Below are 25,521 nucleotides of genomic sequence, written 5' to 3' on the forward strand. Positions count from 1 at the left end.
CATCGTCAGGCGTGGCCGCGGCCTTCGATGCCGCTGCTGCCGCCCGTGACGAGCGCAACCTTCGGGATCAACAGCGCAGGAATTTCAATGCCAGTCATCTATGGCGATCTCGCTTTACTGCATCGCGATCTTTGCCGTCTCGATCACGGGCCGCCATTTGTCGCGTTCGCCGTCGATGAACGCCTTGAGATCTTCCGGCGCGCCTCCGACGCCTTGCAGCGAGTTTTGCTCGAGGATGGTCTTGCCCTTGTCGCTCTTCAGGAAGGCATTCACCGCCTTGTTGACCTTCATCACGATGTCGGACGGCGTACCGGTCGGAGCCACGATCGCGTACCACGCGGTCGCCTCGAAGCCCTTGAATCCCGCTTCCTGCACCGTCGGCACATCGGGCAGTTGCGCCACGCGCTGGCTCGTGGTCACCGCCAGCGCGCGGATCTTGCGGTCGGCTACCAGCGGCAGATAGGTCGGCATGAAATCCATGGCGACGTTGACTTGTCCGCCCAAGAGGTCCGTGATCAGCGGCGCCGAGCCGCGATAGGGCACGTTCGTCATCTCTGCGCCGGCAAACTGCTGGATCAGCGCCGAGGTAATGTGTCCGAGCGTGCCGTTGCCGGGATGGCCGACATTGACCTTGCCTGGGTTCTGTTTGGCATAGGCGATCAGGTCGGGAAGCGTCTTCGCTGGAAAATCCAAGGTCGCAGTAATGATCATTGGAGACTTGGCGACGAGCACGACCGGCGTGAAGTCTCGATCGGAGTCGTAAGCCAGGCCGTTGTACATGAGCTTGTTGAGCGCGATCGGCGCCGGCGTCCCGAACAGCCATGTATGGCCGTCGGCAGCCGCTTTGGCGACCGCCGTGCCACCGAGATTACCGCCCGCCCCCGCACGGTTTTCGACGATAAACTGCTTGCCGAACTCCTCGCTCAGCGCGTGCGCCACGGCGCGCGCCAGCGTGTCAACGGCGGCGCCGGCCGGGAACGGAACGACCATGGTGACCGGTCGACTCGGCCACTCTTGGGCTGCGGCGCGGTGACATGGCGCAATGGCAAGAAGGCCTATGAGGCCGAGAGAGAGCAGGCGCATGTTTCCTCCGAGTTGTGCGCAGATCCTGCGTGGGCACCAGCGCTTATTCTGCGGAAAACTTGTCCAGCCCCTTGCGGCCAAGCCATTTGGATAGCTCGTCCGCAACGGCTTCATTGTTCAGATCGGCAAAGGCGATGTGCGTGTTGCCGCGCAGACCCGCATCGGGGAGCAGCAGTACCTCGCAATCTCCGCCGTGACGGTTGACGATATCGCAAAAGGTCCGTGCCACCTTGACCGAGGCGGCCCAGATGGGACGCGTCTCGGTGTAGTCGCCGAACACCATCTGGATCGGAAATTTGGTCAGCTTCTTGAACTCGGCGAGCGGCACGGAATTGGGACCGTACGGCGCGCTCGGCTTGGGCTCGGGTCCCTCGCCCTCCGGGAAGACAACGCCCGGGGTTTCGTAGGCGACGATGCCCTTCATGTTGTCGCTTTTCGCCTTCAATGCCGACAACAACGCGCGCCAGCCGCCCGCGGAATTGGTGATGGCTACGACGGGACCGACCTTGTCGATCGCCTGGCCGCCGGCCTCCGCCTGCAACAATGCATTCTCGAGCGTATCGAACTCGTCGTAACGGGCGCGCGTTGCCTGATTCCAGGCTTCCTTGTCCGCCGTCGGAAACTGCAGGCCCGGATGCCAGTTGAGATAGGTCAGGCCGAAGCGCCAGGCGGCAAAATTGCGCTGATCGAAATAATCGGGCGTGTAGGTGATCGGCTCGCAGCTCCAGTTCGCGCGACCGACGCGGGGTCCGTCCCAGAGGTAAACGGGATAACCCTTGCGTAGGAAAATGCTCTTGTAACCCTCACCGCCGTCCCAGCGATTCTCCCACACCTTGGTGCTGGAACTGTGCCACATGATCAGGCCGACGCTGCGCCTTTTCGCGGGGATGAAGTATTCGATGTAACCGTGGTCGCAGGAGAGCGTCTGGCCGGGATCGCCGGGCTTGGTAATGACCTTGCCGCCCACTTCATACGCGCCCGTCGATTCCAGGATGATCGGCGGCCTCGGTGGCTTGCGCCCCTCTTCAGCGAAGGCGGTGCTGCCAAGTCCGGTAAACAACAATGCCGCGGCAAACGGCTGCAACAGCTTGCAGCCCTTCAAAAGGCTTTTACCGCAGTTCATGGTCTGCCTCCTCCCCAAAATCGTGCGCGCCGCTTTTCGCGGTCTTTGCGCTTGCCTTGCTAGGCCGCGTCCTGCGCGGTCGACTGCATCGCCGGAAGATTCAGAAATCGCGCCGCGTTGTCGCTGATGAGCTTCCTGATCGCGGTGCGCGACATCTGCAGATCAAGCAGGATCTGGGTGATGCTGCGGAAGCCGTCGACCGGGCGCTGCGACCCCTGCAGGCCGAGGTCGGACGACAGAATCGTGTTGTCGACGCCGGCCACTTCGATCAGGTGCGCCAGATCATCCGGGCTATACTTCAAGGATTTGCCTTCGATGAACATGCAGATCGAATGCTCCATCTTGACCCCGCGCGCGACGAGTTGGCGGATATCGGTGTCGTTGCAACCGACGATGTAGGTCGGATGGTTGACCATCATCTTCTTGACACCGCGCCGCGCCGCCTCGTCGAACAGGATGTGCAATTCGCTGGCCGGCAGGTGACCGCCGGCCAGGATGATGTCCGCCTCGGCAATGAGATCGATCACCTTTTTGGTGTCGTCCGTGAGCTTACCGTTGGGGTCGAGCGCGGAGAGTGGAATCGGATCGAGCATTCTTTGCGAGGTCTTCGGAAACGTCGAATTTCCGGCCGCCATCGCCTTGATGTGGTTCGCGGCCGACAGCGTCGGCATCCAGACGATCTTGCCGCCGAGCTTGATGGCGTGGTCGACGGCATGCGGGTTGATGCCACCCGAGGCATTGTTCAGCACGATGCCGGAGAACAGCTTCACATTGGTTTCGGGGAACAACTTCTCCAGCAAGATCGCGTGCGCCATGCCGGCATAGAAGTGATCCTTGTAGAGCACGGCGCGGAATTTCGCGGCCGCCGCATCAAGCAGTTCCTCGTGATGATCGAGGATGCGCGGCATGGCCGCCGGGCCGCTATGGCAGTGCAGATCGATCGCGCCGACCAGGAGCTCGGCGACTTCCGCTGCCCGCGATAGCGGCGGTAGCGGCACCGTAGCGGGATAGGACACTTGCTTGTCGGCCATGGTCAGGGCCCTTTCGATTACGTCAGACGGCGGACTTTCCGGCGGGGGCTTGCGCGGGCATCGGATAATCGTCCTCGTTCAGCACCCAGCCCGGCTTGGCCGAGAAATCCAGGCGCGGCGGGCAGAAAATATCGACGAGAACATTGAGCTTGGGATCGACTGCCTGCGAGGTGTGGATGGCCGGCGGCGGAATCACCGCGATCGAGGGCGACCCGCAGCTCTCGTGATCGTCCTCGCGCCACTGAGCCATATCGGTCGTCCATGGCCAGCGCAGGTGGTGAACAAAGGTGCCGGCCAGCGCCAGCGAGCATTGCTCAAAATCATCATGATGGTGCGGCGACATCTTGCTCGGATCGCGCGGGCCGTTTCGAGGCTCGAGGAAATTCACCATGAAGGTCGAGCAGCGGAAGATGCGGCCGAACCGCCCCGGCGTGGCCGCGACGTCGAGACTGTAGGTCCGGACCTTTGGGCCACCGGTCGCCTCCGGCCACGGCTCGAACGGCGGCAGATTGGGATGTGGCGTCGCATAGGACGCGGCGTTGGAGCACAGTTTTGCGAGATCTTCCGATCGTGTCGTCACCATGCGTACCACCTTGGCAGCGCCGAGCAGCATGATGGAGCTTGCGCCCGCCGGCACGAAGCTGATGGAGTGACCATTGACGACCTTGCGATCATTGCCCCAGACGATCTCGGCGCCGGCACCGGGATCGGGAAGCAGCACGACATATTCGTCGGGCTGGTTGGTCCGGCTCAGCACCGCGCCCTTGTCGGCCTCGCTATAGGCGATGATGAAGTTCTGGCCGCGGGCATACCAGGTACGCGCGCCGTTCTGATTTTCAGCCGGCGGCGTTTCGTGGAATTTCGCATACTCGGCGCCTGCAAAGTGGGTGGCGGCGGGTTTTGTGCCGACGGGCGTGGCGGCGAGCGCAGCGCGCGGATCAGTGCTGTGGTACATGCGAACCATCCGTGGTAACGAGGGTCTTGAATTCGGTGAGCGTTAGCGCCGCAGCCCGGCGCATCTGGCCCTGATCCGACGAGATGATGAAGGCGCTGGCGCCGAGCTCGGCGAAATCCTTGGCTTCAGCAGAACTCGCGACCATCACGCAGACCGGCTTGGCGACTGTCTTCGCCGCCGCAATGATCCTGATAACTGCGTTCTTCACGGACGCGTCGGCCGATGATTTGGCGCCAAGTGCGACGGTGAGATCGCCGCGGCCGATGAAGAAGCCGTGGATTCCGTCGACCGCGGCGATGGCGTCGATATGATCTAGCGCTTCCGGGTCCTCGATCATCGCAATCGCGCAAACCGACGCATCCTGCTCATCGACGAGAGTCCACATCGGCGTGCCGCCATAGGCGCCGGCGCGGGCCGAACCGGAATAGCCGCGCCGTCCGCCGCGGTAGCGTGCGGCGGCCGCGATCGCGCGGGCCTTCTCAACCGTTGCGACATGGGGCACCAGCACACCGGACGCGCCGCAGTCGAGGCAGGACAGCATCTTGGCCGGGTCGTCCGACGACACCCGCACGATGCCCGCGACATTGCTGGCGCGCGCGGCCAGCAGCATGACGTCGGTCATCGCGCGATCGATCGGCGCGTGCTCCTCGTCGATCACGACGAAATCGTAGCCGAGCGCGCCGAATATCTCGGTCGCGTGCGTCGTCGGCGTCTTGACGAACGAGCCGACGACCACCTGCCGCGCGGAGAAGCGGCGGCGGAACGACGAAAAATGCGGCCTGACGACGTCTCCGGACACGGCTGTTCCTCCACGGCCATCTGCACGGGCTGTCTTCAGAAGACGGGCTCCGACGTGGCTTGGCGAAAACCATTGCAGGCAGGGCGCCGGTCGGCCATAGCTATTCCGCCGTGTTCCACTAGGTGGAATTTTTGGATGCCGCTCAAGTCCGACACCGTCGAAGCCGCTTCGCGCACGCTCCTCTTGCTGGAGGAGCTCAACCGCCACCGCGTCACCTCGATCGATCGCTTGCACAAGACGACGGGGCTGCCGAAATCGACCGTGGTGCGATTGATGAAGTCGCTATGCACGATGGGCTATGCCGCCAACGACCGGCGGCAGGGCGGCTACGCGGTCGCCTCGCGGGTCAAATCGCTGAGCAACGGCTTTCACGGCGATCCGCTGGTGGTGGAGGCCGCGCGCCCCTGGGCGCTCGCCTTCACCAGACAATATCATTGGCCGATCGCCATCGCCGTCCTTGATCGGAGTTCGGTCGTGGTCCGCTTCAGCACCATTCCTGACAGCCCGGTCTCGCCGTTCCACGGCACCCTCAACATGCACTTGAGCCTGCTCGGCCGGGCGCTGGGGCGCGCCTATCTGGCGTTCTGTCCGATGAGCGAGCGATCGATGCTGCTCGACATGCTGGCCCGGTCGCAGCAGGCCGAAGACAAACTCGCCACCGAACGAAGGCGGGCATTGGCTTTGCTGGCCACGATCCGCAAGCAAGGCTTCGCCGAGCGTGACCCGATGGTCGAACCGCGCTCATCGAACACCATCGCGCTGCCCATCATGGTCAATGGGCGCGTGCTCGCCACCGTCGGCATGACCTATTTCACCTCGGCGCTCGACCGCGCCGATGTGATCGGGCGCTACGTGCCGTTGGTGAAGGGCTTAGCAGACAATATTGCGGCGAGTGTGTCGTCGTTGCAGGAATAGAAGCTGCAACAGTGAGCCGGTCCGGAGAAACGTAGCAAGTTCAGATGATGCGACCAGCCGTGATCAATCAGCCATCGAGCAAGACGCCGCTCCGCTCGCTTTATCCAGCTTCGATGCACTCTTCCATGATTCTGTCGATCTCGGCGATCGACAGAACCCCGATCTCGGCAACGAATACGATTCGAGCCCGCGGCACTCCCGCGGCTGGCTCGCCGCCCGCAGCCAATGTCGCGCGCCCGCCTGCGAATTGAAACACCATCAACCGCCCGGGCTGCTGCACCGTCTCGAACAACCCCTTCGCCCGAGCGAGCTTCGGCGCCAGCCGACCGATGGCTTGCTGCAGCCGGGGGAGCGATACCGGCCGCTCCGATGTCCAGCTCAGCGTCTCGAACCGGTCAGACGCCGGCCGTCGCGGCCCCGGCTCGCGCGGCGCCGGCACGCGCTGCACGTCCGCGGGAAACAGCAGCGCTGCGGGGACTTCGCCATGCAGAGCATCGACTATCACCGCTGCCGGACGCAGCGTCCGGACGGCATCGAGCAACTGTGCGCGACCTACCGCGTCCACCAGGTCCACCTTGCTCAGCGCCACCACGTCGGCCGTCCGTAGCTGGGACCGCAGCAACGCGTCGTTCAATGTCTCCGGCGATGTCGTCGCGTCCACAACGCACAGCACCGTCTCCAGCGGCGCGTCCCGCCAGATCACCGGGTCCATCAGGTTGCGCACGATATCCGAGGGATCGGCAACTCCGCTGGTTTCGATCACGATGAAGTCCGGCCGCGGATCACGCCGCAGCAGGATCGCGAGCGTGCGCAACAGATCGCCTTCCAGCGAGCAACAGATACAGCCGTTGCTCAGGCTGACCACCCCATCGCTGGCGCCTGCGATCAGCTCCGCATCGATGTTGATCGCGCCGAAGTCGTTGACCACGGCGGCGATCCGCCGCCCCGCGGCATGCGCCAGCAGGTGGTTCACGACCGTGGTCTTGCCCGCCCCGAGGAAGCCGGTGACCAGCAGAATTGGGACCGGCACAATCTGCCTCCGTACGTCAAGCTTCGGCAACCGGCCGGCGCACCGGCCGGCCGGGCCTCGCCGCCACATCCAGCACGCCGTCTGTGATCAGCGGCTGGCCGCTGACCACCAGATGCCGTACGCCCTCTGATGGGCGGTTCATCGCCGAGAAAGTCGCCCGGTCGGTCAGCGTGTCGAAATCGAACACGACGATATCGGCATCCGCGCCCGGCTGCAGCTTTCCCTTGGCGCGCATGGCCGGGGTGCTGCGGGAAAGGATCTCCGCAGGGATCAGGGCGCATTTGCGGATGCCTTCCAGGAGCGACACCGCCTTGCGCTCACGCACCCACTCGCGGATGAATCGGGTGAAGCACCCCGCCGAACGCGGATGCGAGGTGGCGTCATCAGGCAGCGGCCAGGCGTCGCCGGCGTAAACGCTGCCGTCCGAGAGCGTCCAGGGCATCGCGTCGGACGCGATCGCGCCGCCGGGATACAGCACCGATATGTCCAGGAGGTCGCGATGGTGTGGATTGTTCTCCGTATCCAGGATATGCCACAGCACCAGCGTGGAGGGCTCCTCTGCCTGTGCCGCCAGCAATTCCCCGCGGTCGCGGAAGCGCCGTCCGTCGGTCACCCGCTGCACCGAGTCGTAGCCGGTGCCATTGCGCGCCTCGAATTCGGGGTCGCTGAAGAAGGCCGCCGCCAGCACCGTCGAACCGGTGCCGTACGGATAGGCCTCTACCGTGATCGGAAGGCCCTGCGCCTGCGCCTTGGCCACCAGCACGGCGCAACGCTCCACGTCCGTCTTGCTGGAAGAGTTGAAGTGGCAGATGTGCATGTGCGCGCCGGTGGCGCCGGCGTAGCCGATCAGGCGGATATAGGCCTCGGCGGCGCTTTCCGGGTCGATGCGGGACATGTAGGCGACGTGGGTGAAGGTCGCCACATCATGCGCCGCCGCCAGTTGGCACACCGCGGTCAGCTCCTGCACGCCGGCTCCCGGAGCATAAGCGTTGAGGATGCCGATGCCGATGCCGCCCTCGTTCAGTCCGTTTGCAAGATGGTCGAGGATTCCGGCCACCTCCGCGTCGCTCGCCACGTTATCGATCCAGCGACGATCGCGCATGGCGTTGCCGAACGCCTCCAGCGAGCTCTCCGCGTTGGAGCCGGTCATCGCGCCGATGCGCGCGAAGGCCCAGTTAACGGCGGCGCCGTAATTCAGCACGCGTCCCAGAGCGGCCTGGCGCCGATACCAGGATGCGACCGGCAACACTCCCGCCTCGAGGTCGAGCGTCGTCGTCACCCCATCAAACGCCTGCATGCGGTCGGCCGGGATCGACTGGCCGTGAGCATGCAGATCGATGAAGCCGGGAGCCACCACCAGCCCGGTCGCATCGATCACCCGTTCGGCGCTGCCGAGCCCGGTGCCGACAGCGGAGATCTGGCCATCAAGCACCGCCACATCGCCAATGGCGTCCATCCCGCTCGCCGGATCCACCACCCGGCCGCCACTGATCACCAAGCCGCTCATGTCGTTACTCCACACGCAAGAACGCAAGGCAGGCAAGGCCGCCGGCAGTTCCGCAAGCCACGTCAACCGGCCGAAGGGCCGCCTCGAATCCAATAGAGACAGATTTTTGGATCGACAACCACCTGCGCGGATGCTGATTCATCAAAACAACCCCATGCAAAGTAGCTGGTGGCTGTCGGCATCCGAAATAGCAACTTGACACGTCGGGCAAATCAGCAGCATTTCCTCATCATCCCGCAATCTTGTAAATCCCCGTCGCCCGCAATAGCGGGCCCGTCGGTGCGATTGCGGCTCAAATCCTCACCCACAATTGAAATTGCAGGGATCACCGCGGCGAACGATCGCCAGCGCGTGGCCGAACCGCGCGCGCTTGCCGCGCGCGTGCCAGGGAAACTCGACATGAACACCGCTTCCGACTTGTCTATGACAACGGCGATCGCCGCAACTGACCAGACCCAAGCTGCCGCAATCCCGCGAATAAAGCTTCTGTCGCACGGATTCTCCATTGACCATCCAGACCCTGAAATCGGCGAACAGCTGATGGTGAATGCGCTCGGGGTTGCCGATCGCGAAGCGATGCATGGCATCCTCCGGCAACTGGTAAAGGCCAGCGTGAGCGGCGAGAGCCCTGACGAGGTCAACCTCTCTTTCATGATCTCGATGGTGAAGAGCATTCGCCCACGGGATTCCATCGAGGCCATGCTGGTGGCGCAGATGGTTTCGGTTCATGTGATGGCGATGCGGTGCGCCCATCACCTTGCGAATGCGGACGATCTCGCTCAGCACGACAGCGCCGCGCGCGCGTTGGGCCGGCTCGCCCGCACGTTCCCCGCCCAGATCGAGGCGCTCAACCGCTACCGCAGCCATGGTGAGCCCGCCATCACCGTGCAGAACGTGTCGGTCGGAGATGGCGGCAAGGCCATTGTCGGCAACGTCACGCAGCATGCGCGCGTGATCGTATCGGACAAAAGCCCGGCATCCGTGGCGCGCAATGCGCCGAAGGCCTCGGGCTCCAGGCGAGGGCGCGAATCCGGCTGATGCCAAGCGATCACATCAGAAACACCGGCCCGATGCTGGCGAGCCCGCGGTGTTGTGCCAAAACCCGCGCCAGTGGCGCGTGCCGCTCGCCGGCGGTGCGCGGCAAAAAGCGCTGCCGCATGCACGGCGGTGCACAGGGATCCGGCGCGCCAACGGCAAACCAGAACGCGCGCAAGCACGGCCTGTTCACCAGCGATGCAATCGCCGAGCGAAGGGTGATTCAGGCGTTGTTGGGGGAGGCTCGGGCGCTGCTGGAAAAGATGAAGTGATTGGCTTTCGCATACGGCGCGCAAACCAAAAAAGAAATCAGCGACGTACTTGCGGTAAGAGGTCGGTCGGAATAGGTGAATTGGGACGGCGCAAAGTGGCAAACCCCGCTATTGTCTATGTCGCGCCGCCCGCACGCCGCGAGCCGGACGAACCTCGCGGCCACGGACAGCGAAGTGGCCCTACTTTCGCCGTCGTTTTCGAGCTTTGAATTTTGATGGATATGCGAGTCTCAGGCGATTTGAGTCGTGACCGTCAATTAATCCGTAATAGACGGGCTTTGCGGTGCTGGCTGCCTTGTCGACGGCGAAGACCTTCATCATTCGGAGAACGCTAGGCATTATCTCGCGCCAGTGCTGTACGAGAAAGATATCGGCAGGCTCACTGAATAGTCGCTCCATCTGATCGCCATTTTTCCCGAGGCGGGACGGCACGAGAGCTACGGCGAGGCCGGGTCCTTTGAAACCAAACGCGACGCGCTTGCGTTTGCCCTTGAATTGGATTCGCGTAGAGAAGAGATCGCTCGTTTCGCCACCCCAGTCCTTGAATGTGCCCGGCTCACCAATGATTGCCTTTACACCGTCGTTAAACTGCCGCTCGCTCATTGTGGATGGCAAACGCGTTACCGACGAACGGACCTTCTTAGCTTTCGCGAACAAGTCGATGTCGTCGATAGTAATGTGATGCACAAGCGCTTGCGGAGCAAAGGGTTTTGCGGCCTTGGACTTAGGCGCCTTAACTGAGACCAAGATATTCCGCTTCGTCGCAATCTTTGCTGCGTTAGCCGGCTTATCTAGGAGACTCAGAATCTTCCGCTTGTTCCTCTGGTAAAATGGCTTCTGAGTGTAGCCGACACGACCACCTTTCTTTGTTTGATTGACGATGTGATCGCCAGCCAACTCTCCACCAACCTGAAGAACGCGGGTTGTGCCAAGATTTGTCATGTCCGCGATCTCAACCACTGACCGCGTCCGTTTCTTGTGTGTGTAAATTGCCTCAAAGACTTTTCGTTTAGCAACCGAGCGTCCAATTGCTTGGACGGCCGCTGTGATCAGTTCGGGTCGATTGGATTGCGAGTCGTTAACGCTAACCGCAAACTCCTGTTGAAGTGGATGAAGTTCGGGCGAGGGGCAACCCAACCCACGTTGTCGCACTGCGTACACTTCAGATGCGCGCATATATCGTACCAATCCCAATCGGGATTACGGTGACAGTGCACTCAACTCCGGTAAGAATTTTATGCACTGTCACCGTATTCTACCACCGCGTCTGCCGAAGCGTTGCTAGATCGGATGCTGAACAACATCGACCGACTTTGTGAGGAGCGCGACCGGCTCAAGAAGGAGCAGCCCGGGCCGACCAAAGGGAAAGTATTGGGAGGGCGTCGGTGGTGATAAGCAAGCCTCTCGAATGGTACGATGACAATGCCAACAACTCCGCGTGGATCAAAGCGCTTGCGGAAGTTCGGCGGTTAGCTCCGCGCGAAGGTTGGTGTTACCAACATGTCCAAGCGATCACTGTCGCGATCGACCAGTACACCGAAGCGGCTCTGGGTAACCGGGATTACTTTCTGAACAAGCCCTACAGTATTGGTAGTGGCAGGAGCGACACGTCCCCTGATTGAGCCATCAACCAGTCGCCGAATTCTATTTGGCCAAGGACAAGCTAATCCGCGTGACGATAGCATCCCATTGGCGTTCCTCCGCCGCTGGATAATTGATCAAAACGCAATTCATGAAGCCGTTCGCGCGGTTGCACCGATTATACCAAGTGTGGCCGTTTAGAACACCGGAAACGGCGAAAAACTTGGGAGTCACTCTTCTGTATTGTATATCGGCTGGCGGCCGCATCTTTTCCAGAAAAACGGTAGGGGAAACGTTATCGGGATTAGGAAACGACTTGATCGTGAGGTTGGCCCGGTAATCCTTCGTAAAAAGATGGCGCTCTAGTGTCCCCTCTGTTGCGCCCCTGTCCTCCTCGAAAATCGATATTGGAACATCTACGCTCAGTCCGGTGGCGGGAATTGCGTACCTGCGCCATTCCAAGCTGGCCGCAGTAGCCCCCGCTAAGGACATAAAGCTGAGAAGAACAATAGCAGCGTGCCGCCGACCCGAGCACATGGTCGAGATCCTACATCCTTAACTCAAGCACCAGCCGCCCGCGTTGCCGCGCGGTTCTAGACGATTGGCAAAATGGTCAAAGATCTGATGGCGTTCACGTTCCTCGATCATGCTTGCCGACGGCTCCGGGAAAAGGGTCGGTTACAAAAAATTTACTTATGAAACTTTCAGGAGATTCAGGTCAGTGATTGCCTCGGCGGCGAGACACCCGACTATCCAAAGAGTTCTATCGCGCCAAAGGTTCCAGCCTCAGCATGCGCTCGGCGCTCCACAAGCAATCTGAACAAATATTCAGAAAACGAGCAACAAAATCCTCATCAGCATCTTGGTCGGCTACCCGACATTGGTGTCGGTTTTTTTCTGGGAGAGATGTTATGCGAAAGCGTGTTGACATCGACTCCACCCATAGTCTCGCGATCGTCAAAAAGATCGGTGAACGACTACGCGCGTCATTAAAAGAAGATCGAGAGTTGCCGGTGAACTTCCGAGAGCAGATCGAACTGCTCCGTCAATCAGAAATCGAGGCGCAGGCAAACGCTGCTAGGTCGTCGCGTGGTGACAAATCCTAATTGTACAATTTGTCATGGCATCGGGTGGGTTTGCGAGAAACATCCTGACAAGCCATGGGACAGCGAGCTTGGCTGCGACTGCGGTGCCGGATGGCGCTCCCTAGGGGAATCGAACCCCTGTTTCAGCCTTGAGAGGGCCGCGTCCTAACCGCTAGACGAAGGGAGCGTTACGGCCTCAGGGAATAGCCGCGAAATGTGCGCCGGGCAAGGCAAGTCTGAAGACCGCCGCACGGTTGGGTAAATCTGTTGCTTCGCGACGCCGGACCGCCCCAGGGGCATTTTGGGCCGACACGCAGGCTTCAGGGCTCGCTGACGAATTTGAGCTTTCCTGCGGGTTTCAGCGTCCTGGCGTCGAAGGTGCGGATTTCGGTGACCCCGCCTATATCCAGCGTCAGCACCAGCCGCTCGCCGGCCACTGCCGTCGAGACGATGCGGGCCCCCCTGGGCAGCGCTTCCGTGATGTCCGTCGTACTCGGCGTGGGGCTTCCCTCGCCGCGGTAAAGACGGTACCCGACGGCAATCAGGACCACGGCCACCGCAAGCGCCGAGGTCAGGCCCGCGATCAGCATCATCCGTCGCACCCGCGCGATCAGCGCGGCCTGCTCGGGGGTTGGTTCGGGCGCGACGGTATCGGTCATGCAGGACTCTTGGTTGGAACAGAGATCATCAAATAGCAGTCAAAGGCTGGAGGTTACCGTCGGCGGCGACGAGGGATCGCCCCGCCTCGATCGCGTGCTCGCGGTGCTTCGCCCGGAACTGTCGCGCTCGCGGCTGAAAACGCTGATCCTGGCCGGTTCCGTCACCGCCAAGGGCACCCCCATCCGCGACCCCGCTTATCATGTCGCGCGAGGGGATACGATCACAATCGATGTCCCCGAAGCCGTGCCGGCGGAGCCTTTGGGCGAAGATATCGCGCTCGATATTGTCCATGAGGACGACGACATCATCGTCATCGACAAGCCGAAGGGACTGGTCGTGCATCCGGCCGCCGGCCACGAGAGCGGCACGCTGGTAAATGCATTGATCGCGCACTGCGGCGCCAGCCTTTCCGGCATTGGCGGCGTACGGCGGCCGGGCATCGTGCACCGGCTCGACAAGGACACGACGGGCCTGATGGTGGTCGCCAAGAACGACCGGGCGCATCAATCGCTGACCGCGCAATTCGCCGACCATGGCCGTACCGGCGCGATGCAGCGCGGCTACATGGCTTTCATCTGGGGCGTACCCAACCGCCAGCGCGGCACGGTCGCCGCGCCGATCGACCGGCATCCCTTTGCACGCGAAAAAATGGCAGTGCGCCAAGGCGGCCGCGAGGCCGTCACCCATTGGGAATTGCAGGCGGCGTATCAGGGGCGGGACGGCAAACCGGTCGCTTCCCTCCTTGCCTGCCAGCTCGAGACCGGACGGACCCATCAGATCCGGGTCCACCTCGCCCATATCGGCCACCCCCTGATGGGCGACGCCGTCTATGGCCCGCACTTCAAGACCAAGGCCGGCCACCTTGGCCCCGGTAGCCAGGCGGCGCTAGCCGCGCTCGGCCGGCAGGCCCTGCATGCTTATCTGCTTGCCCTGGAGCACCCCCGAACGGGAGAACTTTTGCATTGGGAGGCGCCCCTGCCGGAGGATCTCATCCTTCTCCAAGGCGCCCTGGAAGCGGCCCTATGACGCAGGCCTTTCAGGAAACATGAGCTATACCAATAGGTTATGGCTGCCACACGGGGACGTGACGTCAGCATTCCTTCCCTATTTGTTCGTTTTTTGCTATGTTGCATATGCGTTGAATATCCAACGCGGAACATCGCAGCCTGATCGGCTTTAACACAGCGATCACCTGCCGGGCCCGCCGCTATCGGGGGCCTGAACCACTGGAGGGCGCTCAAATGGCCCGTACAGCTACGTTACCGGTTCTCAATGGAGAATCCGGTCTCTCTAGATACCTCGCCGAGATCCGCAAATTTCCGATGCTGGAACCCCAGCAGGAATACATGCTCGCCAAACGCTGGCGCGAGCATGACGATCGCGACGCGGCACATCACCTTGTCACCAGCCATCTCCGGCTCGTGGCCAAGATCGCCATGGGCTATCGCGGCTACGGCTTGCCGATCTCTGAGGTCGTCTCAGAAGGCAATGTCGGCCTGATGCAGGCGGTCAAGCGGTTCGAGCCCGAGAAGGGTTTTCGTCTCGCCACCTACGCCATGTGGTGGATCAAGGCCTCTATTCAAGAGTACATTCTGCGTTCGTGGTCGCTCGTGAAAATGGGAACCACCGCGAACCAGAAGAAGCTGTTCTTCAACCTGCGCAAGGCGAAGAGCAAGATCTCCGCGCTGGACGAGGGTGATCTGCACCCCGACCAGGTAAAGCTGATTGCCAAGCGCCTCGGCGTGACGGATCAGGACGTGATCGACATGAACCGCCGTCTCGGCGGCGACGCGTCGCTCAATGCGCCGATCCGCGACGACGGCGAAGCCGGCGAATGGCAGGACTGGCTGGTCGACACCTCGCCCAACCAGGAAGCCGTCATGGCCGAGCACGAGGAGTTCGATCACCGCCGTCAGGCGCTGAACGGCGCCATCGGCGTGCTCAACCCGCGCGAACGCCGCATCTTCGAGGCGCGGCGCCTGGCGGAAGAGCCGATGACGCTGGAAGACCTCGCCGCCGAATTCGGCGTCTCGCGCGAACGCGTGCGGCAGATCGAGGTCCGCGCGTTCGAAAAGGTGCAGTCGGCCGTCAAGGGCACGATTGCCCGGCAGGAAGCCGAGCTCGAAGCCGCGCACTAATTCGCGGCAGAGGTATCAAATAATGAAAGCCGGCGGCAACGCCGGCTTTTTGTTTTTGGGGCGCGGCGTTTCAGTACCGTCGATGTCGCAGGGACCCATACGCCGCGGCGGGCGTGAGACGGGCGATGCCCGATACCTTTCGCCCACGTCGCCGCAACAAACACCGGTGGTTATGGGTCTTCGCGTTCGCGAGGACGACGTGTTGATGCAGTCTTCCCTACTCGCCCCACTCCCGCGCCATCCTTGCCAGGGCGCAGCCTTCACAATAGCGGGCGTCTTTGAAGTCGATCCAGTTGTGCGCATACACCCGCTCGAGTGGGATGCCGTAGCGCGCGCGCAGCACCTTCACCAGGATTCGCCACGCTGCGATTTGCGCATCCGTCGGGCCTCGCGTCACATCCGGAAAATTGCCGGCGAATTCGACGCCGACCGAATTGCTGCCGACCACCTGTCGATAGGTCGATTTGTTGTCGATGTACTTGTCGTCGTTGCGGTTGGCGCCATCGCCATGCGTCGGAACGAGATGTTCGGCGACCGCCCAGTACACCGTGCCGTCGGCTTCGACCCAAACCATCACGCCGCGACGGGTCGGGTTCTTCGATTGCGCCAGCGCACCGCCCCGCGCAGAGCCGGCCGGTCCTTCGGTCTGATGCACGATGATGTTGCGCCAGGGATGGGCCTTTGCGAGGTCGCCCCAGGGCGCGAGCCAGACCATCTTCAATCCGGGAATATCTGGTGTGCCCGACGAGCGCGCGATCGCGGCGAGACCGGGGGTTTGCGCGGAGGCGGACGCGGAAAATGCGAAGGCGCAAATCGCCAGCGCTAGCGAACGAAGGTTCATGGCTGACGGCCCGGTGACGGGTTCTCAATAACATGCTCACGCGCGCTTGCGCAGGGCCACATCCGATACCGGTTCGGGTTCAGGCGCCAGCGGCGGCGCCGCGTCATAGGTCGCAAAACCGTTCCGGCCGGCCTTCTTGGCGTCGTAGAGCGCGTGGTCGGCGGCCGCAATCAGGCGGTCGGGATGCGCGCCCATCTCGCGGGTCCACTGTGCGACGCCGATCGACACCGCGATCGGAATGTCGTTGCCAGTGCATTGTTCGGCGTCCGCGCGGCAGACCTCGAGCACGCGGCGCGCGATCATCGCGCCCTCGCGTAGCGTCGAGGACGGCAACACGATGCAGAATTCGTCGCCGCCGGTCCGCGCCAGCATGTCGCCGGGCCGCAGGCGAGTCTGCGCCATCAGGGTGAAATGCTGCAGGCAGGCGTCGCCCGCGGCATGACCGTAGGTATCGTTGATGCCCTTGAAGCCGTCGAGATCGATGACCAACAGCGCGAAGGGCTGGCCGCTGCGTTCGGAGCGCGCACATTCTTCCGTGAGCCGCTGCACCAGATGACGGCGATTGGCGACGCCGGTGAGATCGTCGAGCAGCGCAAGGTCCGCGACCTCGTTGCGCAGGCGGTCCATCGCCATCAGCAGGAAGCCGAAATTCAGCGACATCGACAGGAATACCAGCACCAGGATCACTACCGACTGCGCCGGGCTGAAATGCATGTAGGAGAAGCCGCCGCCTATGCCGGTCACGGCGCCGAACAGCCGGGCCGCGAAAATAACCATGATGACGATGCTGACGATGCCGGCGAGCCGCGCGCCCGGGTTGGCGCGGCCGTCATGCCGGCTCAGCAACAGTTTCAGACTGAGCGCCATCGGCAGCGTCTGCGCGATCGTGAACACGGTCATCCGCGCCGGCACGCTGTCATGGACGAACGTGAAAAAACACAATCCAGCCGCGCCGAGCCCGGTGACCAGCACGGTGTGGCGCCAGGAAACGGGCTGATTGAAAAACTTCCGGACCCCCATCGCGGCAAGGCAGATCGCCAGGATCAGCGCGGTGCCGGCGAACAACAGCGGCACCAGCGTATCCGGCATCACCACGCGCAGCATTGCCGATGCAGCACCGGCCGCCGCGACGAATGCCGAACCGGTCCAGAACCGCGCGGCTTCGAACGACGGATAGCTGCCCATCACGTAGGCCCAGATCAGGCCCAGCGCGAGAAAATTGATGACGAACACCGTCCACAGCGTCGGAACGCTCAGCATCGCGAACTCAGGACGCGCGCGCGTCCCGTCTCCCCTATTGTCTAACGATCCCTCAAGACTTCCGCCTTGCGCCTTCTCCCACGACGATCCCCGTCGTCTTACCGGACAAGGTGCATCTGCGCGGCTTAACGGACTGTGACGGGACTCTGACGGCCGCCGCCCCAATCCGAACCGTGGTGTTGAATTGATGAAGATCGCGCGCGTTCGGACATCGTTAAGCATGATGCGCGTGATGCGAACGGCGGCGGCGACGCTCGTTTCGGCAAAAAATCGCATCAAAATGCATAACAACTGTGGATAACGTGATGACAACGCCATGACGGCACGCGGCATCGCGCCGCGAATCTGCTGGGATCATGCACGAGGATGTTGCGAGGCTGGCCCTCCGCCAAGCATGCCTCGGTGTCGCGTTTCAATCCATGAAAACCTTGAGAGGATACTATGGCTAAGAAAGCGAAGAAGGCGAAGGCGAAGAAGGCCAAGAAGGCCAAGAAGTCGAAGAAGAAGTGAATTTCGGCCCGGGTGGAGTGCTCAGCTCCGCCCGGGCTCCCAACTCCGGGTGAATTTTGGAGAACGGCGGGCCGCAGGTCCGCCTTTTTATTTGCGGCTATGATGAACTCAATATGGATCGCGTTGCTGCGCTCGCAATGACGGCAGCGCGAGTAAATTACCGCTCCGCAAACGCGAGCTTCGCCCCGAGCGCGGCAAATCCCGCCGCAAAGCTGCGGCGCAGCCAGGCCATCGCCTTCGGCCGGGTGATGACGCGGTCGCGCAGCGCGGCCGCGAACAGGCCGTAGACCGCGAACACCGCAAACGTCATCGCCATGAAGACTGCGCTCAATTCCAGCATCCGCGCCAGCGGATGCGGCTCGTCGATCGCCACGAACTGCGGCAGGAAGGCCAGGAAGAAGATCGAGAGTTTTGGGTTGAGGATGTTGACCAGGACGGCGGTCACGATGACGCGCCGGCTGGAGCGCGCGGCGGCTGCCTGGCGCGTGTCGATCGCGAGCGCGCCGGTCTCGCGCAGCGCCTGCCAGGCCATGTAGAGCAGATAGATCACGCCACACCATTTCAGCGCCGCAAAAGCCAGAGCGCTGGTGTGCAGCACCGCGGCAAGGCCAAGCATGGCGGCCAGCATATGCGGAACAATGCCGAGGGTGCAGCCGAAGGCCGCCGCAGTGGAGGCGCGCGCGCCCAGCGTCAGCGCCACCGCCAGCGTGTAGAGCACGCCGGTGCCGGGGGAAGCGACCACGATCAGCGAGGTCAACAGGAACGACAGGGTCATGTCCTGCCATTAGCACGGCGGCATTTGGCGCGAAAGCCGGGCGCGCTCACGCGCGCGGTTCGCCGCCGTGCTGCCGCGCATACACCATCCGCTCCGCCTCGCGGATCACGTCGAGCGGCGCCCAGGGCTTGGCCCAGAACTGCACGCCATCAGGCAATTCCTGATGCAGCGGCTTGCCCGAAGTGACGATCACGCCCATCTCGGGATTGTACTTCCTGGCGATGTGCGCGAGTTCAACGCCGTCCATGTTGCCGGCAAGCTGCACGTCGGTCATCATCAAGACCAGACTGCCGGCAGCGCGCTCCAGCACCAGCTCAGCCGCCTCCGCGCTTTCGCATTCGATGACGTCGACCTCGCTCTCCTCCAGCAGCAGGCAGATCATGTTCCGCTGCATCGGATCGTCTTCGACAATGAGGGCCGTCGCGCGATAGGGCTTTGATTGTCCCATATGTGTCTCCTTATGGGTTCGCGTCCGTTTGGCGATCCCACCTCTGTCCGGTAGTCGACACTAAGCGCGGAGAGCGCTCTAAGGTTCGGTTCCAATTTGTGAAAGTTTGCGGGACCCCGCCTATTCTCGATTCGCAAGGAGCTCGACTCGATATGACTGCGATATCCGGAAGCGCAGCCGCCGTGACCGGCGCCGCCAGCGGTATCGGCCGCGCGCTGGCGCTGGAACTGGCCACGCGCGGCTGCGATCTGGCGCTCGCCGACCGTGACGAGTCCGGCCTGCAGCAGGTCGCCGCCGAGATCGCAAGAGCGGGCAAGCGCAAGGTAACGATACACCGCGTCGATGTCGGCGAGCCCGCGGAGATCCAGGAATTTGCCGACGCGGCTATTGGCGCGCATCCCCACCTTAACATCATCATCAACAATGCCGGCGTCGCCCTGCTCGGCGCCTTCAACGAGGTCGACCAGGCGCAGATGGAATGGCTGATCAACATCAATTTCTGGGGCGTGGTGCACGGCACGCGCGCGTTCCTGCCGCATCTTTCGACGATGCCGGAGGCGCACATCGTCAACCTCTCCTCGATCTCGGCGTCGTCGCCCCACCCGGCCAGACCGCCTATTGCGCGGCCAAGTTCGCGGTGCGCGGCTTTTCGGAAAGCCTGCGGCATGAACTCGCGATGACTGACAGCCCGGTGAAGCTCTCGGTGGTGCATCCCGGCGGTGTCCTGACCAACATCGTGCGCAACTCCCGCACCGGCAGCGGCATCGCCGACAATGCCCGCCGTGCCGAATCGATCGAGCGTTTCGATGCGGTCGCCAGGACCACGCCGCCGGCCGCGGCGCAGCGCATCATTCTCGGCATCGAGAAAAACCAGCCACGCATTCTGATCGGCAACGATGCGAAGTTCATGGATTTGTTGCAGCGGTTTCGCCCGGCGACCTATTGGGCGGTGCTGGCGAAGCGGATCGGGAAGATGAGGGCACAGGCGAGGTGAGCTCATTACCAAACGATGCTCGTGCTTCACGGGAGACATGGGGGATGGTGAGCACAAGCGCCGCGTACAAAGTTGTCATCCCCGCGAAGGCGGGGATCCAGTACGCTGCGGCTTATCGACTCAATCACTGACGTCTCTGCAATACTGGATCGTCCCCCTGCGCGGACGATGACGATTGAATATGAGGCGGCGATCTCGCGACATGAATTGCCCGAGGTTTGCTATTCACTTCCCGCCCTCTCCAATCAGAGGGCGCAGGGAAGACTGGGTGCGCGCTGCACCCGCGGTCTCGTGTGACGGAGCGAGGGTGGCTAACGCCCCACCAGCCTGTCCGCAAAATACCCGATGGTCTTGCGGTAGATCGTCGCCCTGTTCCACTCCCGCATGGCTTCGAAATTCGCAGTGCCTTCGCCATACGGACCGGCCTTGAAGCCTGACACGTGCAGCAGGTTCGCGGTGGAGGCGAGCACGTCGGGCACGCTGTGGCGAAGGTCGACATGGCCGTTGCCGTCGAAATCGACGCCGTATTTGATGTAGGACGACGGCAAAAACTGCGTCTGGCCGATCTCGCCGGCAAAGGCGCCGATCAGGTCGCGCAACGGGAGATCGCCGCGCTGCACGATCTTCAGCGCGGCCAGCAATTCGCCCTGAAACAATTCGGTGCGGCGGCAATCATGGGCCATGGTCATCAGCGTGCGGATCACCGGCATCTTGCCGATGTCGCCCTTGCCGAAATCCGATTCCAGCCCCCAGATCGCAACCACGATCTCCGGCGGCACGCCGAAGCGCTGCTCGACGCGCGACAGCAGTGAGGCGTGCCTCTGCAGCATCTGCCGGCCGATGTTGATGCGCCCGGCGCCGACGCGGGTCGAGACATATTGCTCGAAGGACTTGTTGAAGGTGCCGCGCTGGCGGCGGTCGAAAGCGAGCACCGCCGGATCCTGCGTGATGCCGGCAAACGCTTGGGCGATCACCGCTTGCGACACGCCGGCCGCTTGCGCCTCCGCCGCCATCGCGGAAACGAAGGTGTTGAAATCGCCGCCGCAGCGGGCGGCGTATGTGGGGGTGGTGAAGATGACGGCGCCGAGAAAAATGGCCCAACGAAATATGTGCATGCGAATCCCTTGTTTATTCCCGCGTCCGTTATGCCATGGGAACATGCCGCGCGGCAGGTGACTTCTTGTTTTTCGGCTCGAACTTCGTCGTGCCTTGCCTTATCCGCAATTGCGCATCAGGAGCAGGGACCCATATGCCGCGGCCGATAAAGCGAACCGGTTGACGGCCTTCGCTTGAACAATTGGCGCCTGTGGTTATGGGTCCCTGCGTTCGCAGGGACGACGGCGATTGGCTTCGGTAGTGGAAGCCCCTACTCCCCGCCGTCGATCTGGCGGCCCATCAGCGCGATCGCCTTCTGATAGACGCCCGCGGCATTCCAGGCCTGGATGGCGGCGAAATTCGGCTCGCCCGGCTGATAGCCCGCGCCCGCGCGCCAGCCATGCGCCTTCAAGAAATTCGCGGTCGATGCCAGCGCGTTGGCGGCGACTTCGAGATTGCCGGTGCCATAGGCCAGGATGGCCTTGGGCATGAACTGGGTCTGGCCGACCTCGCCATGCATCGAGCCGCGCTGCGCGGGCGAGAGTGCACCGCGATCGATCAGTTGCAGCGCCGCGTAGAGGTGCTCCGTAAAATATTCCGAGCGCCGGCAGTCATAGGCCAGCGTCGCGATCGAGGCGAGCATGTTCTGATTGCCGCGCTGGCTGCCGAACCCGGTCTCCATGCCCCAGATCGCAAGCAGCGGCCCCGGCGGCACGCCATAGCGGCTCTGAATGGAGGCGAACAGCGCGGCCTGCGATTGCTTGAGCTGCCTCCCCTTCGCGACGATGGTGGCGCCGCCGCGCTTGGCGAGAAATTGATCGAGCGAGAGATTAAAACTGCGCTGGCCACGGTCGGCATTGATGGTCGACTGCGCATAGTTCGTCGCCATCAGGGCCTGGATGGTGGAGGCGCTGATGCCTTTGGCGCGGGCCTCCCCGGCGAATTGCTGCTTCCAGGCTGCGTAGCCGGCGGCGGAGCTACCGCACTGGGCGGCGAAGGATGGGAGACTGAAAGATACAAATATGGCCAAGGCAGCGAAGGTGGCCGTTACAAGCTTCTTGCTCTCGGTCATTTGAGGAAACCTTCCTTGCGATGTTACCCATCCCCCGAACAGCTTAGCGGAACGTGGGCTGCGGTCTAGGCCACTCGGACCGAGTCGCGCGCTCACCAGCGTCCCCTGCTCTTATTCCAGGTAAACAGCAGGTCGGCAAAGCGGTCATAGAAAAACCGCGTAAGCGGCAGCATCACGCGACTGCCAAATAACGTTGCAAGCCATCCCTCGCCCGGCGTCAGCCGCCACGATGCAACGGCGACATCCGTGCCTACGATGAGACGGCCGGTCTCATCGGTCGCATGCAAACGGCGCCTGACATCGTCGACGGTCGCGCCATAGCGCCCCAGCGCATCGGGCTCGTCGTTGATGTCCTTGAATTCGATTGCCCCCGCGCGCATCGCCGCAAGCAGCTTGTTGCGCTGCCAGTCTATGCCGGCGTCGCAGACGGGGCAGGGGGTATTATACCAGACTGTGAGGCATGTCTCGGGCATGACGGTTGCCCGCAAGCCTAAATACTAGATGCCGTAATGGGCCCGGCTCCGAGCAAGGGGTGATGATGGTGGCTGTCCCCCGATAGATGATGAAACGGGGTCACGACTTGAGTCGGCCCCAAGCATCTGGAGACGGAGCACAGCCGTGGAGAACTATGCCGGAATTGACGTGTCATTGGAACTGTCGAGCGTATGCGTCGTGGATGCCCAGGGTATGATCCTGAAGGAAGCGAAGGTCGCGAGCGAACCCGACGCCTTAGTTGAGTTCTTCGAAACGCTTGGCTTTGCAGTGAAGCCGATCGGGCTTGAGGCTGGGCCGCTGTCGCAATGGCTGCATTGCGGGGCTGAAAAGAGCAGGCTTCGAGACGGTTCTGCTGGAAACGCGGCATGTGAAGGCAGCATTGTCAGCGATGACAGTGAAGACTGATCGCAAGGATGCACGCGGGATTGCCCAGTTGATCCGGATGGGATGGTTCAGCCCGGTGCACGCGAAGTCGATAGGGGCTCAAGAGATTCGAGCGCTGCTGGTTGCGCGCAAGCAGCTTCTTGGGCGACTTATCGATGTGGAATTGAGTATCCGCGGGATATTGCGTGGTTTTGGGCTGAAGGTTGGCCCTGTGACGCGAAAAGCCTTCGAAGCGCGGATCCGAGAGTTGGTCGCGGGTCAGCCGACATTGGAGCGCATTGCCACGGCGATGCTTTCGGCACGATCGGCTCTGAAGGCGGAGTACGGCTCCACAAGGCAGAGTACGGCTCCACAAGGCTGTGTTGGCAACCGTGCGTGACGATGCGGTCTGTCGCCGGCTGATGACAGTGCCGGGCGTTGGTCCCCTGGTGGCTGTTACCTACAAATCGGCGACTGATGATCCTCATCGCATCGTAAAATCGAAGGCAGCAGGCGCGCTGTTCGGGCTCACGCCAAAGAAATACCAATCGGGAGAGAAGGACGTCACGGGCGGAATCACGCTGGCCGGCGACGAGATAGTGCGCACGGTGCTGTATGAGGCAACGTTCTGCTATCGCGCATAACGCGGTTCTCAAAACAGAAGCGCTGGGGGATGGACGTAGCCAAGCGGCGAGGCTCGAAGCGCGCCAAAGTCGCTCTGGCGCGCAAGCTCGCAGTGATCCTGCATCGGATCTGGGTCGATGGTACAACTTACCGATGGGTTGAGGCGGAGTCGATCGCAGCATAGAACCTGTGGAGAAGATTGAGAACGCAACCGGACTGAACTGAAGCCCGGTGCCCGAGGTCCCGTCGCCGGGACGGTGGATCCGGTGAAGCCGTTACACGCCCAGTGGCCGTCATCTGACGAATTACGCGTATCCAGATAGGCTCACCGCTCCCTCTGACAGCATGATGTGGCGGCCAGGCGTTGACCACGGACAGAAGCATGAGCTCGGCGGCGTGACGTTCACTCGGGAGGCTTGACATCATCGGGCCCATTACAGAAGGGCGTGGACTCATAAACCGGCGGCGAAGTCCGCTTCGCTCCGATACCGACCTCCTTTGCGCAACCGCGGCAAATGTCGCGATGGGCCATGTGTGGACGGCTCCTGGTTGGCAAGGAGAATTTTCACTTTGCGCCGTTGGTCGGAGCGGCCATGTGTTCGGCCTGTTTGCGCGGTTCACATAACCGCTGGCCATAATGCCCTCCGCGGATCAGGTCCCGATCAAAAGCACGCATTCGAAGATGCCATGGCCCATGTGGGTTGTCCTGATCGCCGGATCGACCGGCGCTGCATTAAGTGCTGTTCGCCCTTCCAACCGTTACGTCACACCGGTGTGTCCGGCTGTGATCTCGTTTACGCCGTGAGAGCGGCGGGTTCCTTGTAGCGTTCGTTCCTGGCCATCATCGCCCAGGCCATCCTGGCGAGCTTGTTGGCGAGCGCGATGGCGGCGACCTTGGTGGGTCGCCGCGCCAGCAGTCCCGTAAGCCAGGGCCGATGCCCGGTGCCATGGATCTTGGAGTTCGACCGACGCATCATCGCCTGGCATCGATCGAGCGTGACGAGCAAGCGGCTAGACGCGATCCCTGGCGTCGGGCCGGCGCTGGCAACAGCGCTGGTCGCGAGCGTTGCCGATGCCAAGGTCTTCCGATCGGGTCGGGATTTCTCGGCCTGGGTTGGGCTCGTGCCGAAGCAGCACTCGAGCGGAGGCAAGGACAAGCTTGGCAGTATCAGCAAGCAGGGCGATCGCTATTTGCGCAGCCTATTCACGGCAGGCGCACTCGCCGTGATCCGCTATGCCAACAGGATTTGGGCCTTCAGTGCCCGCAATTGGCTGCCGAGAGCCGCAAGACACGCGCGGGCCACCTCCGGGAGCCGGCGGTCAGCTGTATCGGCGACGACTTCCAGCAGTTGCTCGACACCCCGGCGCCCGACCGGGGCGACAATCCCGAACTCGGCAAGATAGGCGCGGATTGAATTGATGACGGCAGTCTGCTGGCGGATGAAGAGATGGCGCGCTCGATGAAGCATCAGACAGCTCTGTTGCTCGACCGTCTTGGTCGGCACGAACCGCATGTTTGGTCTCGTGATCGCCTCGCAAATCGCCTCCGCGTCCGTGCTGTCGTTCTTCTGCCGTTTGACGTAGGGCTTCACATAGGCCGGAGGCATCAACCGCACCCTATGTCCAAACGCCTGCAGTTCGCGGGACCAATAATGGGATGACGCGCAAGCCTCGATCCCCACCAGGCACGGCGGCAACTTCTCAAAGAAGGACAGCACCAAACGGCGCTTGAGCTGGCGGCGGATCACCACCTGACCGGCTGCATCGACGCCATGCACTTGAAAGACCGACTTCGCGATATCCAGACCAATCGTCGAAATTGACTGCATA

At 62.3% G+C, this 25,521-nt stretch carries 25 protein-coding genes, 1 tRNA gene and 3 pseudogenes; 10 read left to right on the forward strand and 19 right to left on the reverse strand.

The window, feature by feature from the left end:
- Positions 1 to 114: 114 nt before the first annotated feature.
- Genes HCN58_RS33935 through HCN58_RS33955 form a run of 5 tightly spaced genes read right to left on the reverse strand, consistent with a single transcriptional unit; the run spans position 115 to position 4,991 of the window.
- Positions 115 to 1,083, reverse strand: a complete 969-nt coding sequence (locus HCN58_RS33935) for a Bug family tripartite tricarboxylate transporter substrate binding protein (protein ID WP_171583695.1) — start codon at positions 1,081 to 1,083, stop codon at positions 115 to 117.
- A gap of 43 nt (positions 1,084 to 1,126) precedes the next feature.
- Positions 1,127 to 2,206: an alpha/beta hydrolase gene (locus tag HCN58_RS33940; protein WP_171583696.1), complete on the reverse strand. Its 1,080-nt coding sequence runs from the start codon at positions 2,204 to 2,206 to the stop codon at positions 1,127 to 1,129.
- 59 nt (positions 2,207 to 2,265) lie between these two features.
- Positions 2,266 to 3,237, reverse strand: a complete 972-nt coding sequence (locus HCN58_RS33945) for a DUF6282 family protein (RefSeq protein WP_171583697.1) — start codon at positions 3,235 to 3,237, stop codon at positions 2,266 to 2,268.
- A gap of 22 nt (positions 3,238 to 3,259) precedes the next feature.
- Positions 3,260 to 4,192 carry a cupin domain-containing protein gene (locus HCN58_RS33950; protein ID WP_171583698.1) on the reverse strand — a complete coding sequence of 311 codons (933 nt, stop codon included), beginning with the start codon at positions 4,190 to 4,192 and terminating at the stop codon, positions 3,260 to 3,262.
- Positions 4,176 to 4,991, reverse strand: a complete 816-nt coding sequence (locus tag HCN58_RS33955; protein WP_171583699.1) for an HpcH/HpaI aldolase family protein — start codon at positions 4,989 to 4,991, stop codon at positions 4,176 to 4,178. The genes HCN58_RS33950 and HCN58_RS33955 overlap by 17 nt, the downstream gene beginning before the upstream one ends.
- 135 nt (positions 4,992 to 5,126) lie before the next feature.
- Here HCN58_RS33955 and HCN58_RS33960 point away from each other — a divergent pair, with 135 nt between their 5' ends.
- The gene (locus HCN58_RS33960; protein ID WP_171583700.1) at positions 5,127 to 5,906 is read left to right on the forward strand and encodes a DNA-binding transcriptional regulator; all 780 of its coding nucleotides are present in this window, start codon (positions 5,127 to 5,129) and stop codon (positions 5,904 to 5,906) included.
- Positions 5,907 to 6,006: 100 nt separating this feature from the next.
- On the opposite strand, the gene HCN58_RS33965 is transcribed toward HCN58_RS33960, so the two are convergent.
- Both HCN58_RS33965 and HCN58_RS33970 read right to left on the reverse strand, forming a co-directional pair.
- Positions 6,007 to 6,936, reverse strand: a complete 930-nt coding sequence (locus HCN58_RS33965) for a CobW family GTP-binding protein (RefSeq protein ID WP_171583721.1) — start codon at positions 6,934 to 6,936, stop codon at positions 6,007 to 6,009.
- Between the two features lie 16 nt (positions 6,937 to 6,952).
- Entirely contained in the window at positions 6,953 to 8,443 is a 1,491-nt protein-coding gene (locus HCN58_RS33970; protein ID WP_210266288.1) for an amidohydrolase family protein, read from the reverse strand.
- Between the two features lie 168 nt (positions 8,444 to 8,611).
- Between HCN58_RS33970 and HCN58_RS33975 the strand changes: the two genes are divergently transcribed.
- Both HCN58_RS33975 and HCN58_RS33980 read left to right on the forward strand, forming a co-directional pair.
- Complete coding sequence (locus HCN58_RS33975; RefSeq protein ID WP_311966936.1) at positions 8,612 to 9,481, forward strand: hypothetical protein; 870 nt, start codon at positions 8,612 to 8,614, stop codon at positions 9,479 to 9,481.
- Positions 9,481 to 9,750, forward strand: coding sequence for an HGGxSTG domain-containing protein (locus tag HCN58_RS33980; protein ID WP_171583701.1), 270 nt, complete (start codon positions 9,481 to 9,483; stop codon positions 9,748 to 9,750). Before HCN58_RS33975 ends, HCN58_RS33980 begins: the two co-directional genes overlap by 1 nt.
- Positions 9,751 to 9,930: 180 nt before the next feature.
- Here the strand turns inward: HCN58_RS33980 and HCN58_RS33985 are convergent, their stop codons facing one another.
- Positions 9,931 to 10,692, reverse strand: coding sequence for a hypothetical protein (locus HCN58_RS33985; RefSeq protein ID WP_171583702.1), 762 nt, complete (start codon positions 10,690 to 10,692; stop codon positions 9,931 to 9,933).
- Between the two features lie 449 nt (positions 10,693 to 11,141).
- Between HCN58_RS33985 and HCN58_RS37615 the strand changes: the two genes are divergently transcribed.
- Together HCN58_RS37615 and HCN58_RS33990 are read left to right on the forward strand one after the other, a co-directional pair.
- Positions 11,142 to 11,372 carry a hypothetical protein gene (locus HCN58_RS37615; protein WP_376701252.1) on the forward strand — a complete coding sequence of 77 codons (231 nt, stop codon included), beginning with the start codon at positions 11,142 to 11,144 and terminating at the stop codon, positions 11,370 to 11,372.
- Between the two features lie 870 nt (positions 11,373 to 12,242).
- Positions 12,243 to 12,437, forward strand: coding sequence for a hypothetical protein (locus tag HCN58_RS33990; RefSeq protein WP_171583703.1), 195 nt, complete (start codon positions 12,243 to 12,245; stop codon positions 12,435 to 12,437).
- Between the two features lie 91 nt (positions 12,438 to 12,528).
- On the opposite strand, the gene HCN58_RS33995 is transcribed toward HCN58_RS33990, so the two are convergent.
- Positions 12,529 to 12,603 (reverse strand) — tRNA-Glu (locus HCN58_RS33995).
- A gap of 133 nt (positions 12,604 to 12,736) precedes the next feature.
- Complete coding sequence (locus HCN58_RS34000; protein ID WP_171583704.1) at positions 12,737 to 13,075, reverse strand: hypothetical protein; 339 nt, start codon at positions 13,073 to 13,075, stop codon at positions 12,737 to 12,739.
- Here HCN58_RS34000 and HCN58_RS34005 point away from each other — a divergent pair.
- Entirely contained in the window at positions 13,074 to 14,102 is a 1,029-nt protein-coding gene (locus HCN58_RS34005; RefSeq protein ID WP_171583705.1) for an RluA family pseudouridine synthase, read from the forward strand. The two genes, HCN58_RS34000 and HCN58_RS34005, sit on opposite strands and share 2 nt — an antisense overlap.
- 215 nt (positions 14,103 to 14,317) lie before the next feature.
- Positions 14,318 to 15,214: an RNA polymerase sigma factor RpoH gene (gene rpoH, locus HCN58_RS34010; protein ID WP_171583706.1), complete on the forward strand. Its 897-nt coding sequence runs from the start codon at positions 14,318 to 14,320 to the stop codon at positions 15,212 to 15,214.
- Positions 15,215 to 15,431: 217 nt separating this feature from the next.
- Here rpoH and HCN58_RS34015 read toward each other — a convergent pair whose 3' ends face one another.
- The 4 genes from HCN58_RS34015 to HCN58_RS34030 all read right to left on the reverse strand — a co-directional run bounded on the left by HCN58_RS34015 (position 15,432) and on the right by HCN58_RS34030 (position 19,048).
- On the reverse strand, positions 15,432 to 16,055 hold the full coding sequence (locus HCN58_RS34015) for a peptidoglycan recognition protein family protein (protein ID WP_171583707.1): 624 nt from the start codon (positions 16,053 to 16,055) through the stop codon (positions 15,432 to 15,434).
- Between the two features lie 36 nt (positions 16,056 to 16,091).
- Entirely contained in the window at positions 16,092 to 17,315 is a 1,224-nt protein-coding gene (locus HCN58_RS34020) for a GGDEF domain-containing protein (protein ID WP_171583708.1), read from the reverse strand.
- 667 nt (positions 17,316 to 17,982) lie between these two features.
- Positions 17,983 to 18,600 carry a LysE family translocator gene (locus tag HCN58_RS34025; protein ID WP_171583709.1) on the reverse strand — a complete coding sequence of 206 codons (618 nt, stop codon included), beginning with the start codon at positions 18,598 to 18,600 and terminating at the stop codon, positions 17,983 to 17,985.
- Between the two features lie 46 nt (positions 18,601 to 18,646).
- Positions 18,647 to 19,048, reverse strand: coding sequence for a response regulator (locus HCN58_RS34030; RefSeq protein ID WP_171583710.1), 402 nt, complete (start codon positions 19,046 to 19,048; stop codon positions 18,647 to 18,649).
- A gap of 152 nt (positions 19,049 to 19,200) precedes the next feature.
- Between HCN58_RS34030 and HCN58_RS34035 the strand changes: the two are divergent.
- Positions 19,201 to 20,042, forward strand: a pseudogene (locus HCN58_RS34035) (SDR family NAD(P)-dependent oxidoreductase).
- A gap of 311 nt (positions 20,043 to 20,353) precedes the next feature.
- On the opposite strand, the gene HCN58_RS34040 reads toward HCN58_RS34035, so the two are convergent.
- The 3 genes from HCN58_RS34040 to HCN58_RS34050 all read right to left on the reverse strand — a co-directional run bounded on the left by HCN58_RS34040 (position 20,354) and on the right by HCN58_RS34050 (position 22,682).
- On the reverse strand, positions 20,354 to 21,157 hold the full coding sequence (locus tag HCN58_RS34040; protein WP_171583711.1) for a lytic murein transglycosylase: 804 nt from the start codon (positions 21,155 to 21,157) through the stop codon (positions 20,354 to 20,356).
- 251 nt (positions 21,158 to 21,408) lie between these two features.
- Positions 21,409 to 22,209, reverse strand: coding sequence for a lytic murein transglycosylase (locus tag HCN58_RS34045; protein ID WP_171583712.1), 801 nt, complete (start codon positions 22,207 to 22,209; stop codon positions 21,409 to 21,411).
- A 92-nt stretch (positions 22,210 to 22,301) separates the two neighbouring features.
- The gene (locus HCN58_RS34050) at positions 22,302 to 22,682 is read right to left on the reverse strand and encodes a thiol-disulfide oxidoreductase DCC family protein (RefSeq protein ID WP_171583713.1); all 381 of its coding nucleotides are present in this window, start codon (positions 22,680 to 22,682) and stop codon (positions 22,302 to 22,304) included.
- Between the two features lie 145 nt (positions 22,683 to 22,827).
- Here HCN58_RS34050 and HCN58_RS34055 point away from each other — a divergent pair.
- Positions 22,828 to 23,875 (forward strand): annotated as a pseudogene (locus HCN58_RS34055) (IS110 family RNA-guided transposase).
- A 610-nt stretch (positions 23,876 to 24,485) separates the two neighbouring features.
- Here HCN58_RS34055 and HCN58_RS34060 read toward each other — a convergent pair.
- The gene (locus tag HCN58_RS34060; RefSeq protein ID WP_171583714.1) at positions 24,486 to 24,668 is read right to left on the reverse strand and encodes a hypothetical protein; all 183 of its coding nucleotides are present in this window, start codon (positions 24,666 to 24,668) and stop codon (positions 24,486 to 24,488) included.
- A gap of 49 nt (positions 24,669 to 24,717) precedes the next feature.
- Between HCN58_RS34060 and HCN58_RS36395 the strand changes: the two are divergent.
- A pseudogene (locus HCN58_RS36395) lies at positions 24,718 to 24,927 on the forward strand (transposase); the annotation flags it as partial.
- Here the strand turns inward: HCN58_RS36395 and HCN58_RS34065 are convergent.
- On the reverse strand, positions 24,924 to 25,520 hold the full coding sequence (locus tag HCN58_RS34065; RefSeq protein WP_171583715.1) for an IS110 family RNA-guided transposase: 597 nt from the start codon (positions 25,518 to 25,520) through the stop codon (positions 24,924 to 24,926). The pseudogene HCN58_RS36395 and the gene HCN58_RS34065 overlap by 4 nt on opposite strands.
- Between the last annotated feature and the right edge of the window lies 1 nt (position 25,521).

The organism is Bradyrhizobium australiense, from assembly GCF_013114825.1.
Classification (GTDB): Bacteria; Pseudomonadota; Alphaproteobacteria; order Rhizobiales; family Xanthobacteraceae; genus Bradyrhizobium; species Bradyrhizobium australiense.

Excerpts from the sequence above, each read along its gene's own strand:
- HCN58_RS33990 (WP_171583703.1), top strand. The coding sequence starts at position 12,243 with ATGCGAAAGCGTGTTGACATCGACTCCACCCATAGTCTCGCGATCGTC.
- HCN58_RS34005 (WP_171583705.1), top strand. The coding sequence starts at position 13,074 with ATGCAGGACTCTTGGTTGGAACAGAGATCATCAAATAGCAGTCAAAGG.
- HCN58_RS34030 (WP_171583710.1), bottom strand. The coding sequence starts at position 19,048 with ATGGGACAATCAAAGCCCTATCGCGCGACGGCCCTCATTGTCGAAGAC.
- HCN58_RS34050 (WP_171583713.1), bottom strand. The coding sequence starts at position 22,682 with ATGCCCGAGACATGCCTCACAGTCTGGTATAATACCCCCTGCCCCGTC.
- HCN58_RS34045 (WP_171583712.1), bottom strand. The coding sequence starts at position 22,209 with ATGACCGAGAGCAAGAAGCTTGTAACGGCCACCTTCGCTGCCTTGGCC.
- HCN58_RS33970 (WP_210266288.1), bottom strand. The coding sequence starts at position 8,443 with ATGAGCGGCTTGGTGATCAGTGGCGGCCGGGTGGTGGATCCGGCGAGC.
- HCN58_RS34025 (WP_171583709.1), bottom strand. The coding sequence starts at position 18,600 with ATGACCCTGTCGTTCCTGTTGACCTCGCTGATCGTGGTCGCTTCCCCC.
- HCN58_RS34015 (WP_171583707.1), bottom strand. The coding sequence starts at position 16,055 with ATGAACCTTCGTTCGCTAGCGCTGGCGATTTGCGCCTTCGCATTTTCC.
- HCN58_RS33945 (WP_171583697.1), bottom strand. The coding sequence starts at position 3,237 with ATGGCCGACAAGCAAGTGTCCTATCCCGCTACGGTGCCGCTACCGCCG.
- HCN58_RS34060 (WP_171583714.1), bottom strand. The coding sequence starts at position 24,668 with ATGATGCGTCGGTCGAACTCCAAGATCCATGGCACCGGGCATCGGCCC.
- HCN58_RS34020 (WP_171583708.1), bottom strand. The coding sequence starts at position 17,315 with ATGCTGAGCGTTCCGACGCTGTGGACGGTGTTCGTCATCAATTTTCTC.
- HCN58_RS33960 (WP_171583700.1), top strand. The coding sequence starts at position 5,127 with ATGCCGCTCAAGTCCGACACCGTCGAAGCCGCTTCGCGCACGCTCCTC.
- HCN58_RS34065 (WP_171583715.1), bottom strand. The coding sequence starts at position 25,520 with ATGCAGTCAATTTCGACGATTGGTCTGGATATCGCGAAGTCGGTCTTT.
- HCN58_RS34000 (WP_171583704.1), bottom strand. The coding sequence starts at position 13,075 with ATGACCGATACCGTCGCGCCCGAACCAACCCCCGAGCAGGCCGCGCTG.
- HCN58_RS33940 (WP_171583696.1), bottom strand. The coding sequence starts at position 2,206 with ATGAACTGCGGTAAAAGCCTTTTGAAGGGCTGCAAGCTGTTGCAGCCG.
- HCN58_RS33950 (WP_171583698.1), bottom strand. The coding sequence starts at position 4,192 with ATGTACCACAGCACTGATCCGCGCGCTGCGCTCGCCGCCACGCCCGTC.
- HCN58_RS34040 (WP_171583711.1), bottom strand. The coding sequence starts at position 21,157 with ATGCACATATTTCGTTGGGCCATTTTTCTCGGCGCCGTCATCTTCACC.
- HCN58_RS33980 (WP_171583701.1), top strand. The coding sequence starts at position 9,481 with ATGCCAAGCGATCACATCAGAAACACCGGCCCGATGCTGGCGAGCCCG.
- rpoH (WP_171583706.1), top strand. The coding sequence starts at position 14,318 with ATGGCCCGTACAGCTACGTTACCGGTTCTCAATGGAGAATCCGGTCTC.
- HCN58_RS33935 (WP_171583695.1), bottom strand. The coding sequence starts at position 1,083 with ATGCGCCTGCTCTCTCTCGGCCTCATAGGCCTTCTTGCCATTGCGCCA.
- HCN58_RS33985 (WP_171583702.1), bottom strand. The coding sequence starts at position 10,692 with ATGACAAATCTTGGCACAACCCGCGTTCTTCAGGTTGGTGGAGAGTTG.